This is a genomic window from Mesorhizobium sp. M1227, from assembly GCF_040318315.1.
Lineage (GTDB): Bacteria > Pseudomonadota > Alphaproteobacteria > Rhizobiales > Rhizobiaceae > Mesorhizobium.
This window is the reverse complement of sequence record NZ_JAMYLZ010000029.1, coordinates 29,970-45,022: the sequence shown is the minus strand read 5'-3', so window position 1 is coordinate 45,022 and position 15,053 is coordinate 29,970. Positions and strand designations below refer to the sequence as shown.

11 protein-coding genes are annotated in these 15,053 nt (G+C 63.4%); 2 read left to right on the top strand and 9 right to left on the bottom strand.

Features of this window, described 5'->3' with window-relative positions:
* Positions 1-215 precede the first annotated feature (215 nt).
* The gene (locus NKH28_RS25835; protein ID WP_352473511.1) at positions 216-1,202 is read right to left on the bottom strand and encodes a sulfate ABC transporter substrate-binding protein; all 987 of its coding nucleotides are present in this window, start codon (positions 1,200-1,202) and stop codon (positions 216-218) included.
* 284 nt (positions 1,203-1,486) lie between these two features.
* Here NKH28_RS25835 and NKH28_RS25830 point away from each other — a divergent pair, with 284 nt between their 5' ends.
* Together NKH28_RS25830 and NKH28_RS25825 are read left to right on the top strand one after the other, a co-directional pair.
* Positions 1,487-1,759 (top strand): antitoxin, encoded by a 273-nt coding sequence (locus tag NKH28_RS25830; protein WP_352473543.1) that lies wholly within the window; start codon positions 1,487-1,489, stop codon positions 1,757-1,759.
* A complete protein-coding gene (locus NKH28_RS25825; RefSeq protein WP_502906661.1) occupies positions 1,759-2,157 on the top strand; it encodes a type II toxin-antitoxin system VapC family toxin in 399 nt (132 codons plus the stop codon). The genes NKH28_RS25830 and NKH28_RS25825 overlap by 1 nt, the downstream gene beginning before the upstream one ends.
* Positions 2,158-2,171: 14 nt before the next feature.
* On the opposite strand, the gene NKH28_RS25820 is transcribed toward NKH28_RS25825, so the two are convergent.
* From NKH28_RS25820 to NKH28_RS25785, 8 genes are all read right to left on the bottom strand, one after another.
* Positions 2,172-3,212 (bottom strand): sulfate/molybdate ABC transporter ATP-binding protein, encoded by a 1,041-nt coding sequence (locus tag NKH28_RS25820; RefSeq protein ID WP_352465240.1) that lies wholly within the window; start codon positions 3,210-3,212, stop codon positions 2,172-2,174.
* A 131-nt stretch (positions 3,213-3,343) separates the two neighbouring features.
* Positions 3,344-4,228: a sulfate ABC transporter permease subunit CysW gene (gene cysW / locus NKH28_RS25815; RefSeq protein WP_352473513.1), complete on the bottom strand. Its 885-nt coding sequence runs from the start codon at positions 4,226-4,228 to the stop codon at positions 3,344-3,346.
* Positions 4,221-5,072: a sulfate ABC transporter permease subunit CysT gene (gene cysT, locus NKH28_RS25810; RefSeq protein ID WP_352473514.1), complete on the bottom strand. Its 852-nt coding sequence runs from the start codon at positions 5,070-5,072 to the stop codon at positions 4,221-4,223. Before cysT ends, cysW begins: the two co-directional genes overlap by 8 nt.
* A gap of 18 nt (positions 5,073-5,090) precedes the next feature.
* Positions 5,091-6,119 carry a sulfate ABC transporter substrate-binding protein gene (locus NKH28_RS25805; protein WP_352473515.1) on the bottom strand — a complete coding sequence of 343 codons (1,029 nt, stop codon included), beginning with the start codon at positions 6,117-6,119 and terminating at the stop codon, positions 5,091-5,093.
* Between the two features lie 218 nt (positions 6,120-6,337).
* Positions 6,338-7,051 (bottom strand): M15 family metallopeptidase, encoded by a 714-nt coding sequence (locus NKH28_RS25800; protein WP_352980720.1) that lies wholly within the window; start codon positions 7,049-7,051, stop codon positions 6,338-6,340.
* A 27-nt stretch (positions 7,052-7,078) separates the two neighbouring features.
* Positions 7,079-9,169, bottom strand: coding sequence for a penicillin-binding protein 1C (gene pbpC, locus NKH28_RS25795; RefSeq protein WP_352684741.1), 2,091 nt, complete (start codon positions 9,167-9,169; stop codon positions 7,079-7,081).
* 11 nt (positions 9,170-9,180) lie between these two features.
* Positions 9,181-9,360: a hypothetical protein gene (locus NKH28_RS25790; protein ID WP_352542439.1), complete on the bottom strand. Its 180-nt coding sequence runs from the start codon at positions 9,358-9,360 to the stop codon at positions 9,181-9,183.
* Positions 9,361-9,370: 10 nt separating this feature from the next.
* Positions 9,371-14,851 carry an alpha-2-macroglobulin family protein gene (locus tag NKH28_RS25785; protein WP_352980719.1) on the bottom strand — a complete coding sequence of 1,827 codons (5,481 nt, stop codon included), beginning with the start codon at positions 14,849-14,851 and terminating at the stop codon, positions 9,371-9,373.
* Positions 14,852-15,053 lie beyond the last annotated feature (202 nt).

Here is a 15,053-nt window from a genome sequence, read left to right as displayed (position 1 = left end):
TGCGTCTGGCGGCTGTTTGTGTGCAAATCATGACGGTTTGATCAGGCGAAGCCGTTCGCGAAAACAAGCCGTCCGTTCTCACGGTAGGCACAGACGCGTTGATTCTTCGTAACGTTTTGGACGGAATGCGCCCGGAAAGTGCCAGAAATCACCTTTCGCGGCGCGAAAGCAAAGAAGCCGGCAAAGCCGGCTTCTGTCAAAATTGGAACATCGCCTCAGCGGCTGCCATAAGTCTGGTCGAGCAGGCCGCCCGCTGCAAAGTGCTCGGCCTGGACCTTGGCCCAGCCGCCGAAGACCTCCTCCACCGTCAGCAGGCGGACATCGGGAAACTCAGCCTTATATTTGGCAGCGACCGCCGCGTCCCGGGCCCGCAGGCCGTTGCGGGCGGCGATGTCCTGGCCCTCCGGTGTATAGAGGAAGTCGAGATAGGTCTTGGCGAGATCGCGCGTGCCATGCTCGTCTGCAACCGTGTCGACGATCGCCACCGGAAATTCCGCCAACAGGCTGACCGAAGGCGTTACCTGCTCGAACTTGTCCTCGCCATACTCCTTGCGGACGCCGCGCGTTTCCGACTCGAAGGTGATGAGTACGTCGCCGATTTCGCGCTGCACGAAAGTGGTGGTCGCGGCGCGCCCGCCGCTGTCGAACACCGGCACGTTGTTGAACAGCTTTGTCACGAACTCCTTCACCTTGGCATCGTCGCCCTTGAAGGCTTCCTTGGCGTAGGCGGTGGCCGCGAGATAGGTGTAGCGCGCATTGCCCGATGTTTTCGGATTAGGGAAGATCACCTGGACGTCGTCGCGCACGAGATCGTTCCAATCCTTGATGTGCTTCGGATTGCCGGCGCGCACCAGGAAGGAGGGCAGCGAATAGAAAGGCGAGGCGTTGTCGGGAAAGTCCTTCTGCCAGTCGGCGGAGATGAGGCCCTTCTTGACCAGGAAGTCGATGTCGATGACCTGGTTGAACGTGACCACGTCGGCGCCGAGGCCTTCGGCGATGGCGCGTGCTTGTGCCGAGGTTCCGGCATGCGACTGATCGATGGTGACGCCGGGGTGGCCGGCGACGAACGCCTTGTTGACCTGCGCAAACAGTTCGCGCCCGACATCATAGGAAGCATTGAGCAATTTGTCGGCCGACCAGGCTTGGGAGGATGCGAGGAAGAGGCCGGCCAACGTGGCGATGCCAAGCAAAAATCGCTTCATGAAAGCAGGCTCCAATGCCATGAGCTTAATGCCGGACCATAGCGGCAAGGCATCGTGCGCGACGAGGCACGCAGAGCGGCCGCTCCACGTTGTCGATAGAAGAAATATTCCCGCTGTGGGCGATTTCTGGTTTTTTCTTTCAAGCAGAGTCTCAGGACAGCTTGGCAGCGGCGCCGATGCCGTCGGCGTGCACGATGGTTCCCGGCCGGCCAACGCGGTGCAAGGCGATTGCATCGCCGCCCTGTCTGGCATATACAAATAGTATATACAAGGGAGCTGTTGTCATGTCTCAACACCGCCATTCAACAACCCCGCCGAAGGAGGCGAAGCTGTTTCGTAACAATCGCAGCCAGGCGGTGCGCATTCCTGTCGAGTTCGAACTTCCCGGCGAAAAGGTCTTGATCAGCCGTGAAGGCGACCGCCTGATCATCGAGCCGGTCCGCAAACCTGGTCTCACCGCACTGCTCGCGCAATGGGCGAAAGAGCCGCCGCCCGGTGCCGAGGAAGACTTTCCCGAAGTCGAGGATATGCCTGTCAAATCCGAGGAATTTTTTTGATGCGGTTCATGCTGGACACGAACATTGTCAGCGACATGATCCGAAATCCGGCCGGGAAAGCCGCAAGCGCTGTCCTGCGCGTGGGAGACGCCGCCGTGTGTACCAGCATCGTGGTCGCGTCGGAACTGCGATATGGCTGCGTCAAGAAAAGATCAGCCAAGTTGCACAAGAAGGTCGAGGAATTGCTGGCTGAGATTCCCGTCTTGCCGCTCGATGTGCCGGTGGATGCCGAGTACGGCGCGATTCGCGCAGAACTGGAAGGCAGGGGCCAGACCATCGGCCAGAATGACCTTTTTATTGCTGCCCACGCCTGTGCGCTTGGAACTACCCTGGTGACCGCCAACACCGGGGAGTTCAACCGGATCAAAGGCCTGAAGGTCGAGAACTGGCTGGTGTAGCGCCTGATAGAGGATCAAGCAGCCGGAAAAAGCTTCCAGCGCCGCGGCCTGAAAGCCACGCGACTTTTCTGCGCCGCCGGATGATCGACGGGCAATTCGATCTCGACCCGCTGACGTTCGCCGCCGATTTCGAGCTCGACCCGCCTGGTGCCGGCGACGCGGCGGCTGGCGGCGACCGTGCCGGCGATGCAGCCGTTGCATTCTTCCACCAGATCGACATCGTGCGGGCGGAAGAACAGCGTCGCTTCGCCTTGCGGTGCGTGCGGCGCGGAAAGCCCGATCGGCCGGTCGGCGATCCAGACCTGGCCGTCCTCGACCTTGACCGGAAGCGAACTCGATTCGCCGATGAAGCCGTAGACGAAGGGAGAGTTCGGCGTGTCGTAGATCTCGTCGGCGGTGCCGACCTGCTCGATGCGGCCCTGGCTCATCACCACGACACGGTCGGCAAGCTCCAGCGCCTCTTCCTGGTCATGGGTGACGAAGACCGTGGTGTGGCCGGTTGCGTCGTGGATGTCGCGCAGCCAGCGGCGCAGTTCGCGGCGCACCTGCGCATCGAGCGCGCCGAACGGCTCGTCGAGCAAAAGCACGGCCGGTTCGATCGCCATGGCGCGGGCCAGCGCCACGCGCTGGCGCTGGCCGCCCGAAAGCTGTGCCGGATAGCGTTTTTCCAGACCGGAAAGCTGAACGAGGTTGAGGAGTTCCGAGGCGCGGCGTCGGATTTCCTTCGCCGACGGGCGTGACGGCCCGTGCCGGACCTTGAGTCCGAAGCCGATATTGTCGGCGACCGTCATATGGCGAAACAGCGCGTAGTGCTGGAAGACGAAGCCGACATTGCGCTCCTGAATCGACTTTTGGGAGGCATCCTCTTCGCCGAAGAAGATCTTTCCGCGGGTCGGCCGCTCCAAACCGGCAATCAGCCTGAGCAGCGTCGTCTTGCCGGAACCGGACGGTCCCAGCAGGGCGATCAGTTCTCCCGACTTGATGTCGAGCGAAACGTCGTGGAGGGCCGGAAACCGCTCAAACTCCTTGCGCACGTTGGCAACGCGAACTTCCATGCAAATCCCTTTTGTAGTTGATGCATGCCGTTATCCCAAAACCGGTTCCCACTTTTGGGCGACATCAAATCTTTGTTTTATGCATGTCGTTGCCCAAAAACCGCTACACACTTTTGGGCGACATGCATTTGTCAGTGTCCGCGCGTCGCGGCGATCTCGGCGCCGTAGCGCATCTCGAGAAGTGTTTTCAAGACCAGCGTGACGAGCGCCAGGCCGGCAAGCAGCGAAGCGACGGCAAAGGCGGCGGCGGCATTGTACTCGTTATAAAGGATTTCGACATGCAGCGGCATGGTGTTGGTCAGCCCGCGTATGTGGCCCGACACGACCGAGACGGCGCCGAACTCACCCATCGCGCGGGCATTGCACAACAGCACGCCGTAGAGCAATCCCCATTTGACGTTGGGCAACGTCACGTACCAGAACGCCTGCCAGCCATTGGCCCCGAGCGACAGGGCAGCCTCCTCGTCGCCATTGCCCTGTTCCTGCATCAGCGGGATTAATTCGCGGGCGACGAAGGGGAAGGTGACGAAGACGGTGGCCAGCACGATGCCCGGCACGGCAAACAGGATGACGATGCCATGCGCTTTCAGCCAGGCGCCGAGCAGGCCTTGCGCGCCGAACAAGAGCACGTAGACAAGCCCCGAAATGACCGGCGAGACGGAAAAGGGCAGGTCGATGAGTGTGGTCAGGAACGCCTTGCCCTTGAACTCGAACTTGGCGATCGCCCAGGCGGCGGAAATGCCGAAGACGATGTTGAGCGGCACCGAGATCGCCGCGACCAGAAGCGTCAGGCGGATCGCTGAGCGCGTATCCGGTTCGCCTAGCGCCTGTGTGTAGGCCTCGATGCCCTTGGCGAAAGCTTCCTTGAAGACGATGATCAGCGGCAAGAGCAGGAAGATGGCGAGGAACGCAAACGTTACCGCCATCAGCACGGCTTGCGCAGGGCGGCTTTCGGTTACCGCCGCAGAGCGGCTTTCGTGGTGCGGCGCGTAGGATTTGATCTCCGGGTCAGCCATAGCGCTTGCGGCTCCAGGTCTGCACCAGGTTGATGACCAGCAGCATCACGAAGGACAGCGCCAGCATGATCGCCGCGATCGCGGTAGCCGCGGCATAATTATATTCCTCGAGCCGGATGACGATCAGAAGCGGTGCGATCTCGGATTTGTAGGGCAGGTTGCCGGCGATGAAGATAACCGAGCCGTACTCGCCGACGCCGCGCGCGAAGGCCAGCGCGAAACCGGTGACGATGGCCGGTGCCAGTCCGGGAAGCAGAACACGGCTGATGATCTGGAAGCGATTGGCGCCGAGCGTGGCGGCCACTTCCTCTACCTCTTTGTCGATTTCCTCCATGATCGGCTGCACAGTGCGCACGACGAAGGGCAGCCCGATGAAGATCAGCGCGATGACGATGCCGAGCGGCGTATACGCGACCTTGATGCCGAGCGGCGTCAGCAGGCTTCCGATCCAGCCATTCGGTGCGTAAAGCGTGGTCAAAGCGATGCCGGCAACCGCCGTCGGCAGCGCGAAGGGCAGGTCGACCATGGCATCGGCGATGCGGCGGCCTGGAAAGCTGTAGCGCACCAGCACCCACGCGACGATCGTGCCGAAGACGACGTTGACCGCAGCGGCAATGAAGGCGGTGCCGAAGCTGATTTCAAGCGCGTTGATGGTGCGGCGGTCGGTGACGATCGCCCAGAAGTCGGTCCAGCCGAGCGCCGCCGAGCGCCAGACCAGCCCGGACAGGGGAATGAGGATGATGAGGGTGAGGTAGGCAAGCGAGAAGCCGAGCGTCAATCCGAAACCCGGAATGACGCTCGGCTGCCTGAATCGCCACCCCGCCTTGGCGGGTGCTGTGGTCATGTCGTCCTGATCTAAATGCTACTGGGCCGGCTTGTAGATCTGGTCGAATATACCACCATCGCCGAAATGATAAGGCTGTGCTTTCTTCCAGCCGCCAAAAAGCGGGTCGTCGATGGTGACCAGCTTGATCTCAGGCAGCTTGGCCAAGTCCTCCGCCGGCACCAGTTCGGGCTTCGAAGGGCGATAATGGTTTTTGGCGATGAGAGTCTGGCCTTCCTTGGAATAGAGGTAGCTCAGATAGGCTTCGGCAACTTTGCGCGTGCCTTTGGCGTCGACATTGGCGTCGACCACGGCTACCGGCGGCTCGGCCAGGATCGAGGTCGGCGGGTAGACGATATCGAAATTGTCGGCGCCGAACTCGTCGAGCGCCAGATAGGCCTCGTTTTCCCAGGCGAGCAGCACGTCGCCCAGCCCCTTTTGCGCGAAGGTCACGGTGGCGCCGCGCGCACCGGTGTCGAGAACCGGGACATGCGCATAGAGATTGCCGACGAATTCCTTGGTCTTGGCCTCGTCGCCGCCATCCTTGGCGCTGGCATAGGCCCAGGCGGCAAGATAGTTCCAGCGCGCGCCGCCGGAGGTCTTCGGATTGGGCGTGATCACCTGGACATCGTCCTTGACCAGATCGCCCCAATCATGAATGCCCTTGGGGTTTCCCTTGCGGACGAGGAAGATGATCGTCGAGGTGTAGGGTGCCGAATTGTTTTCGAATTTCGTCCGCCAGTCGGGATTGATCTTCTTCGTTTTCGAGACAATGGCGTTGATGTCGCCTTCGAGCGCCAGCGTCACCACGTCGGCGTCGAGCCCGTCGATCACGGCGCGCGCCTGGGCGCCGGATCCGCCATGCGACTGCTGGACGGTGACGGTCTCGCCTGTCTCGGCCTTCCAGTGGGCGACAAAGGCCTCATCGAATTGCTTGTAGAGCTCACGCGTCGGGTCATAGGACACGTTGAGAATGGTGGTGTCGGCAAACGCGAAACCGAGCGTGCCGAACTGGACAGATGTGGCGACCAGTGCGCCGAGCAGTTTCCTGAAATGAGGTTTGGTCATTTCCGCCTCCGTTGAACTCGCGCCAATCTACCGAATTGATAGAATTTAGATGCATTCAATGTTGCCTTTTTTGGCCTATTGAAGCAATTTTTCGCCTAGTTTCGGCGATGCGAGAAACTATTTTCCCCGCATGGACCATGATTGCGCTCCCGACGCGATTATCTAGAGACGGCTAGCTCTTCGGCAATGACTGCGTCGCGCCCGAAGGTTGCGGCCGGCTATTCGGCGGTAACGGGAAAGTTGAAGCGCTCTTTTGGAAACGGCTCGTTCTCCAGCGTGAAGTGCCACCATTCGCGGGCGTAATTCTTGAAGCCGCGGGCACGCATCGCCTCGACAAGTCTTTTGCGGTTAGCCGCCGCTTCACTGGCTATCGGTCGGTGAGCCGTTTCGCTCACTGGATCGAAACAGTCGAAACCCGTGCCGAAATCGAGCGTGTCGGCATCGGTCGCGCCGCAGGCCGGTTTCGGAGCGCTCTTGCGGTCGGCTCGCGCGATCGCGACATCGACCGTCGATCCGCGCGAATGGGTGGACAGTTCGCCGATATAGCCCTTGGCGATGAGATCCTTGCGCTTGACCTTTGGGTACCATTGCGCGTCCGGTGGCCCACTCGTTTTTGTCCAGTCACCCATGTCGGAGACAGCCCGCGCAGGGCGATAGCAGTCGAACACGACCAGCGTCAGTCCTTCGGCGGCAATCGCTTTCTGCACTGCCGAAAGCGCTTGCGCCGCTTGCCTGGTGAGGACGCATACCGGCGCATCGTAGCCGCTTACCTTGCGATGCAGGAAATTTTCGAGGCCGGCATAGCGGATATCCTGCCGGATTTTGGGATCGATGTCGGCTAGCCGAACAAAGCTGGCGGGGAGGGTGTCAGCAAAGGCCGAGGAAATACCGGCGGCCGAAAACAAGACGTAAAACCCAATCCCCTGAATCACCTGCCGGAAATTATTCAAGGGAAACTTTCACTCGACGAAAACCTTCACACTGGCCGCGCGTCCCGCCGCGTCGATCACGGTCAGGGTCGAATAGCCGGCGCCGTCCGGCTGCCAGGTCGTGGTGCGCCGCCGGTCGATGCCGACCAGCGGCTTGCCGTTGGCCAGCCAGCGGAATGGTGCGCGGCCGCCCTGCAGCTTGAGCACCAGCGGCGAGGCGTCGGCCGAGGAAGTGCCGAGATCGACGCGAGCGCCGTCGGGCGGAAAGATGATGGTTGGTGCAGGTTCGCTCGGCGTCGCCTGCACCAGCCCATCGGTGCCGGCGCCGAAGCGCGTCAGCGTCACCGGCAGCTCCTCGCGTTTCGGACGCCGGACGCCGGACGGCTGGCTCGGCAATGGTACGGCGGCCAGGCCGGAACGGACAAAGCCTTCGAACAGGATGGGCGCAGCCGAGACATAGCCGGACAGGCCGGGCACCGCACCGGCGTCGGGGCGGCCGACCCAGACGCCGAGCACGTAGCGGCCATCGAAGCCGACCGACCAGGCGTCGCGATAGCCGTAGGAGGTGCCGGTCTTGTAGGCGATGCCGCGTTGGGCGGCACCCTGGGGAGGCTTGACGCCTGACAGGATGTCGGTGATCTGCCAGGTCGCCTGCCCGTCGAGGATGGTGGTGGTCGAGCGTTCGGCATTCGCCGGCTCGGTGCCGTCATGCAGCGTGTGTGCCTTGCCGCCATTGGCAAGGCCGGCATAGAGTTGGACCAAGTCGCGCAGGGTCACCCCGACGCCGCCGAGGCCGATCGCCAGGCCGGGCGCTTCGTTGACGGGCAGGATAGGGGTCACATCGGCCTGGCGAAAGCGTGCCATCAGCCGGGCCGGGCCGACCGCGTCGAGCACGCGGATCGCCGGCACGTTGAGCGACAATTGCAGCGCCTGCCTGATGCTGACATCGCCCTGATAGCCCATGTCGAAGTTCTTCGGCCGATACCCGGAGAAATCGGCTGGGCTGTCCTCGATCAGCATCTCCTGCGCCACCAGGCCTTGTTCGAAGGCGAGGCCGTAGATGAACGGCTTCAGCGTCGAGCCAGGCGAGCGAACGACCTTGGTCATGTCGATCCAGCCCGAACGGCTGGCATCGAAGAAATCGGCAGAGCCGACCTCGCCAAGAATATCGCCGGTACGGGCATCGGCCAGTACCATGGCCACCGAGAGGCGAGGGCCGAGCCTGGCGGCCGCATCCTTGGCCACCTGCTCCAGCCCTTCCTGGACACTCTTGCGGATCGTCAGTTGCAGCTTCTGGCCGGGAACAGCCTTGGACAGCATCGTATAGGCCGCATGGGCAGCGAGCGCCGGCAAGGTCCGCCGCAGCCCCGACACATCGTCGAGCGCGGCACGCGCGGCCTCACGTTCGCCGAGCAGGCCTGCCGAGACCATGCGGGTCAGCACGCGGTCGCGGGCAGCATGGGCGACGTCGAGGTTGCGGTCAGGGCGCCGCTTTTCCGGCAATTGCGGCAAAGCGACGAGCAGGGCCGCCTCCGAGACCGTCAGCCGTTTCGGCTCCTTGCCGAAATAGGCAAGCGAAGCGGCGCGCACACCTTCGAGATTGCCGCCATAGGGCGCCAGCGTCAGATAGCGTTCGAGGATCTCGCGCTTGGAAAGCCGCCGTTCGATCTGGAGGGCGCGCAGCATCTGCTTGATCTTCGAGCCGAGACTGCGGCTGTCGCGCGGTTCGATCAGCCGGGCGAGTTGCATCGGCAGCGTCGAACCACCGGAGACGATATGGCCGCTGGTCGCGAACTGGCCGGCGGCACGCGCCAGTGCCAGCACGTCGACGCCTTGATGATCCCAGAAACGCTTGTCCTCATAGGTGACCAGCATGTCGACGAACTGCTTGTCGACCTGGTCCAGGCTGGTAGCGAGCCGCCAGTAGCCATCCGGCGTAGCGAAGGCGCGCAGCAGCTGGCCGTCTCGGTCCTGCACCTCGGTCGAGACCGTCAAAGCAGCCGGCAGCGGCGGCGGAAATGCGCGGTCGAGCTGCCAGAGGGCGACGGCGGTGATTGCCGCGAGACCGGCCAAGGAAATGCCCGTGATGGCCGCTCGGCGCAGGAATTTTCTGGAGAGCATGGCGCCGCCCCTCATCCGCCTGCCGGCACCTTCTCCCCGTTTAGTGACGGGGAGAAGGGGGCTGTCGCGACCCTTGGCGCCTTTTCTGCGACGTTAAAGTTCGGCGAAAACTTCGGCGCATGGCTCTTTCTCCCCGTCTCTATACGGGGAGAAATGCCCGGCAGGGCAATGAGGGGCAGCGCCATCGCCATATTCCTATCCTTACGGCGCCTTGACCTCCATCATGCCGGTGGCGGTGCGGGCCGAATATTGCGGCCGGTACATGTCCTCGATCGTTGCCGCCGGGTGGGCGTAGGTGCCCGGCGTCACCGCGCGCACGACGTAGGCGAGCGTGATGTTGCGGTCGCCGTCGCCGTCGTTGGGATTGAAAGCCGCGACGAAACGGTCGTCGCGGAATTCGAGATGAGCGGCATCGGTCTGCGCCAGCCAGGAGAAGTTCGTCAATTGGGCGCTGGAGACCAGGCCCGGATTGTCGATCTCGAAGCCGGCCGGCAACAGGTCGGTGATCAGCAGTCGCGAAGGCCAGGTGTTCTGCTCGTAAACCTTGAGCACGACGACATAGCGTTCGTTCTGCTTGACCTCCGTCACGTTGGCCTCTGTGCCGTCTAGCTTGTAGTAGGTACGGCTGATGGTAAAGCCGTTGCCGCCGGCCGGCAGAGGCTGGATCGGCGAGGCCACGGTGGTGACGACCGCCTGCAGCGGATTTCTGCCGGTGTTGACGATGGTGAGCGGACTGTCGGCCAGGTCGCCACCGGCGATCTGGTCCGAATAGCCGCCGGCATGCGGTGCGCCGTTGACGGTCAGCGCGATCGAATCATTGCCGGCCTTCAGCGCGCGGGCCGCCAGCAGCATCCAGGACTCGTCCTGTGTGCTGGTCCACCTGGCGTCGGCGCGTTCCCTGGTCACTAGTTGGATCAGCGCCGGCACGATGGTCGGCGCCGGCTTGCTTTCCGCGGCAAGCGCCAGGATCGCCGCGCCGTCGCGCAGCGGCGAGCCATAGTCGGACCGGTAATAGTCATATTCGGGCGTCGACTTGGCCAGCTGCAGCGCGGCCTGGAAGGTTGCCTCCGAGCGCTGGGTGTCACCGTAGAGCGCGAGAGACGCCGCCAATTGGGCGACGGCCATCGGGCTGGTAAAGGCTTCGAGCTGGGTGTCGGCATAATAACGCAGATCGCCGACCGAGGCCTTCTTGTTGCGGGCAAGCACATAAAGCGCATAGGCGATCTCGCTGCCGCGATCCTGGACGTCCTGATCGTAGCCGATCGCGTTCTGCAGATTGCTCAGCGCCTGGTTCATCGCCAAGGCCGGCACGTCGTATTTCTGCTCGCGCGCCCGGGTCAGGAAATCGGTGACATAGGCGTCGAGCCACAGATCGCCGGAACCCGGACCCCACAGGCCGAAGCTGCCGGCCGATGCCTGGTAGCTCAGCACCTTGTAGATAGCGTCCTGGACGCGGCCATGCAGATCGGGGTCGCTGGCCATGCCGATGCCGGAAGCCATCTCGTTGACGTAGAGAAGCGGCATGGCGCGGCTGGTGGTCTGTTCGGCGCAACCATAGGGATAGCGGTCGAGCGTCATCAGCAGCGACGGTACATCGAAGGCAGCCGCCTGCGAAACGCCGACGCTGACCGAAGCGCCATCGAGCAGGCTTGCCGCCAGCAGTTCCTTGTCGACGCGCAGCGCGCCGCCATTGCCCTTGAGGTCGACGACCATGCGGGTGGTCACCGGCAGTTGCGCTGGGCGCACCGGCACATAGAGCGTCTGCTCGACAGCGGTGCCGTCGGCATGCGCAAGCTTGATGGTGATCGAGGCGTTGCCCGCGGTCCGCGCAATCAACGGCACGGTCAGCGTCTGCCGCTTGCCTTTGGCCAGCGTCAGCTTTTCAGGCAAGGCGGCACTGCCGGTAGACAGGTCGCCCGTCGTGTCGATGGTCAGCTTGTAGTCGCCAGCAGGGCCGTCGGTGTCGGCGACATCGAGCCGCATGACGGCGGAATCGCCGGGCGCCAGGAATCGCGGCAGGCCGGCGGTGATCACCACCGGATCGCGAACGATGACGTCGGACTGGGCATGGCCGACTGCTTCCTTTGTCCAGGCGACGGCCATGACGCGCACGGTGCCGTTGAACTGCGGTATGTCGAAGTCGATCCGCGCCTTGCCGTCGGAGTCGAGCTGGACCGGGCCGGAGAAGAAGGCGACCAGCTTTTCGGTCGGCGGACTGCCTTGCGATTGCATGTTGGCGCCGTCGCCGCCGGTGCGCAGCTTACCGGTTGTGCCCAGCGAGCCGTCGATCAGCCGGCCATAGATGTCGCGAACCTCGAGACCGAGCATGCGCTGGCCAAAGAACCAGTTCTCCGGATCCGGTACCTTGTAGTTGGTCAGGTTGAGGATGCCGACGTCGACGGCCGCGACCATGACATAGGCGTTGGTGCCGGGCTGCACGCCGGCTACGGCCACCGGGATCGACAGCTGCTGGCGCGGCATGGTCTTGTCCGGCGGCGCCAAGCTGACGGCAAGCTTCCGCGAGCCGGGATCGAGCTTCAGCCATTTGACGCCGATGGCGCGCGCCGGCATACGCGTCTCTTGCGCATCGCCCGGCCTGAACAGCGTTGCCGTGACGTAGGCGCCGGCACCCCAGTCGTCGCCGACCGGGATGTCGACGGTGCTGCCGCCGGCCGGCACGCTGGCGGTGACGGTCTTCAGGAGCTTGTCGGCGCCGATGGTGACGAGCAGCTCGCCGGCAAAGTGCGGCGACACTTTGAGCTTGGCCACTTCACCCGCCGCATAGGTATCCTTGTCGAGGGCGATCTCTAGGCCGTCGGGCGTTTCGGTGGTGGTGGAACTGACATACCAGCCGGCGTCGAACTCGTAGCTGGTGGCCGGGCCTTCCGGATCCGCTGTCTCGATCTCGAGCCGGTAGCGGCCCCAGTCGACCGGCAGCGACACCGTCGCCTCGCCATCGGCGCTCAGGTCGACCTGGCCGTTGGCCACCGCCTTGGTGAAGGTGACCGGCTCATAGTTCCAGGAGTTGCTCGAGCGGTACCACTGGTAGCTGCGCTCGACCTTGACCAGCGACCACTGCGCGCCCTTCAGCGCCTCACGCTTGCCGTCTGGGTCGACAGCGATCAGGCTGAACTTGGCCGTGCCGCCTTGCGGCACCTCGTCGTCGTCGAAATCCGGGCGGATGCCGATCATGTGGCCCTGCGGGCGGATGCCGATATTCAGCGAGCGCTCGACGGCACGGCCGCCGGTTTCACGCATCCTGACAGTGACCTTTGCATCGACCAGCTTGGTGGTGGATGGCAATTGATCGACGGAGACCGGGAAAGTCGCCTTGCCGTCCTCGCCGACCACCGGCAGGCCGGTGAAGGCCGTCACCGTCGGTTCAGCCGACTGTTCGTCGGCTAGACCGAAAGAATAGCCTTTGAAGCGGTCCCAATCGCGGGCGGTCGACAGCGTCAATTCGCCTTCGAGCGCGAGGCCCGCGGCCGGCGCGCCGTAGAGAAAGCGGCCGTCGACGGTAATGTTGGCGGTCTCGCCCTGGGCGATCTCCTGCTTGTCGGAGGACAGGTCGAACTCGATGCGGTCCGGCACGAAGTCCTCGACCAGGAACATCTGGCTGGCGACCGCCGCCTGCTTGGGATCGGTATGGATCGCCACCGTCCAGGTGCCGCGCATGGCGTTGGGTTCCAGCGGCAGGTCGACAGCGTGACCGCCGGCCGATGCGCCGTCGCTGACGATGCGGCGGTCCTCGACGCCGTCGGGCCGCGAGAAGATGAAGGTCAGCGGCAGGTTCTCGACCGCCTTGGCGGCACTGTCGCGGGCAAGGGCCGCGACATGGACATCTTCGCCGGCGCGGTAGATGCCGCGCTCGGTCCAGGCATAGACGTCGAGCGCGCCAGGTGCCGGCCGTCCGGCGACGCCACGGTCGGACAGGTCGAAGCCGGCGCGGCCCATATCGAGGAAGACGAAATCGTCGTCGCCCTGTTTGGCCATCAGCACGGCCGGGGCCATGCCGCTGTCGCCGCGCGTCAGGCCGGGATTGAACACCGCCCGCCCTTCCGCGTCGGTGGTCGCGGTGCCGAGGATTTCATTGTTCCTGGCCAGCAGCGTCAGCTCGGCGCCGGCGATCGGCTTGGCGGTTGCGAGCGAACGGGCAAAGACGTTCAGCCCATCCTGTCCGGTATAGGTCGACAGGCCGATATCGGAGACGACGAACCATTGCGTGGCGTGCGAATCATAGTCGTCGCTGCGATCGTTGACGGCTTGTGCGGTCAGCACATAGACGCCGGGCTTGCGCTTCGGCAAAGCCTCGTCGATTGGGAAGGAGGTGGTGACTTCCTTGTTGAGGTCGTTGGCGATGTCGAGCTGGCCTTGCCAGACCGGCTCGCCCATCTGTTCGGAGATGTTCGAAATGTCGTAGCCGTCAAGCTGGCGCAGGAACTGATATCCCGACAGAAGCTGGGCCAGCGAGCGGTCGCCGATGCGGAAGAGCTTCATTTGGGCGGCATTCATGTTGACGGTGACGACCGGTATACCTCGGCGTGCGCCGGCGGGCAGCACGAAGCTGTCGCCGGTGAAGCGGGCCGAAGGCGCGCGGTCCTGCACGTAGATCGACAGAACCACCGGTGCCGCGGTGACCTCGCCAATGGCGGCCGGCAAGCCGGCGCGGAAGGTCACGTCATAATGTTGGCCGTGCTCGAGTCCTTCGACGCAGATCTGCTTGTCCTTGGCTTCGACGCCCTTGGGAGCGGCGTTGTCGACAGTAACGAACTGCGAGTAGTCGACGCCGGTCTTGACCAGTTCCTCGGAGAACTGCGCGCAGATGCGTGGCGCGCTGGTGTCGGCATCGACGGTATGATCGATGACGCGGAAGCCCTTGCGGGCCTTGAGATCCTGATAGGCGGCCCTGACTGCCGGCGAATTGACGAGAGCGAGGCTCGCCTCGTAGGCCTGCAGGGCCGGCCTGTAGAGATCGCGGCGATCAAGGCCGTCCCCGAGCAGCGCCAGCACGTCGGCGCGCGTCTTGGTGGTGCGCAGCAATTTGTAGGCGTTGAAGGCGGCGGAAGTGGCGTTCGCCGGCAGGGTCGACGGCTCCGAGCTGTTGGCGGTCGGATGGACGGCAAGCGTTTCGCGCGCCAGCTCGAGCCAGAGCTGGCCATCATAAGGCAGCACCGAAACCGCCGCTTCGTATTTGTGCATGGCCGAGCGATGGTCGCCCGTCAGCGCCGACCGTTCGGCGGCGGCCCTCAGCGCCGTCAGCCCCTCGGTCGGCTTGGTGTAGGTCGGGCCAGTGAGCTTGTTGCGGTATTGCTGGGCCTGGTCGGCCATCCAGTTGGGGAAGAAGGCGAGTTCGGGTGGCGCGCCGATGTCGGGATCGCCATCGATGTTGACGACCTTGCCGGCGACGGCGCCACCGAAGGGTTTCAACGAATTGTAATCGGATTTAAGGAAGCACCATTTGGCCTTGAGGTTGTAGGTGAAGGCGCGGCAGGCCGGGTCGCCGAGGCAGGTGGTCCTGCACTGGTCGAGGCTGACATTCTGGTCGGATCTGAGATCGAAACCGAAATAGTCGGAATTGTCCGATGTCACCACGCGCCGGGCTTCGGCCGCTTGCGCGACACCGCTCCAGGCAAAAAAGAGAAGGAAAAGAATCGATAGACCACGAGCCGCGCGCATTGCCATAAACCCCTCCAGACAAGTGCTTACGTCCAGAAATCTTCAAGCTTCAGTCGCGCTTGTCAACATCAGGACGCGGCAGGATCCGCCTGCCAACGGTTTGCTTTCCGGCCGGTGACCGGTAGTAGCTCCATAGGACAGGGGATCACGCTTTCTTGCGGCGACGCAGAAGGTGTGAGTTCCAAGCCCTGTCTATTTCAGCAATTGG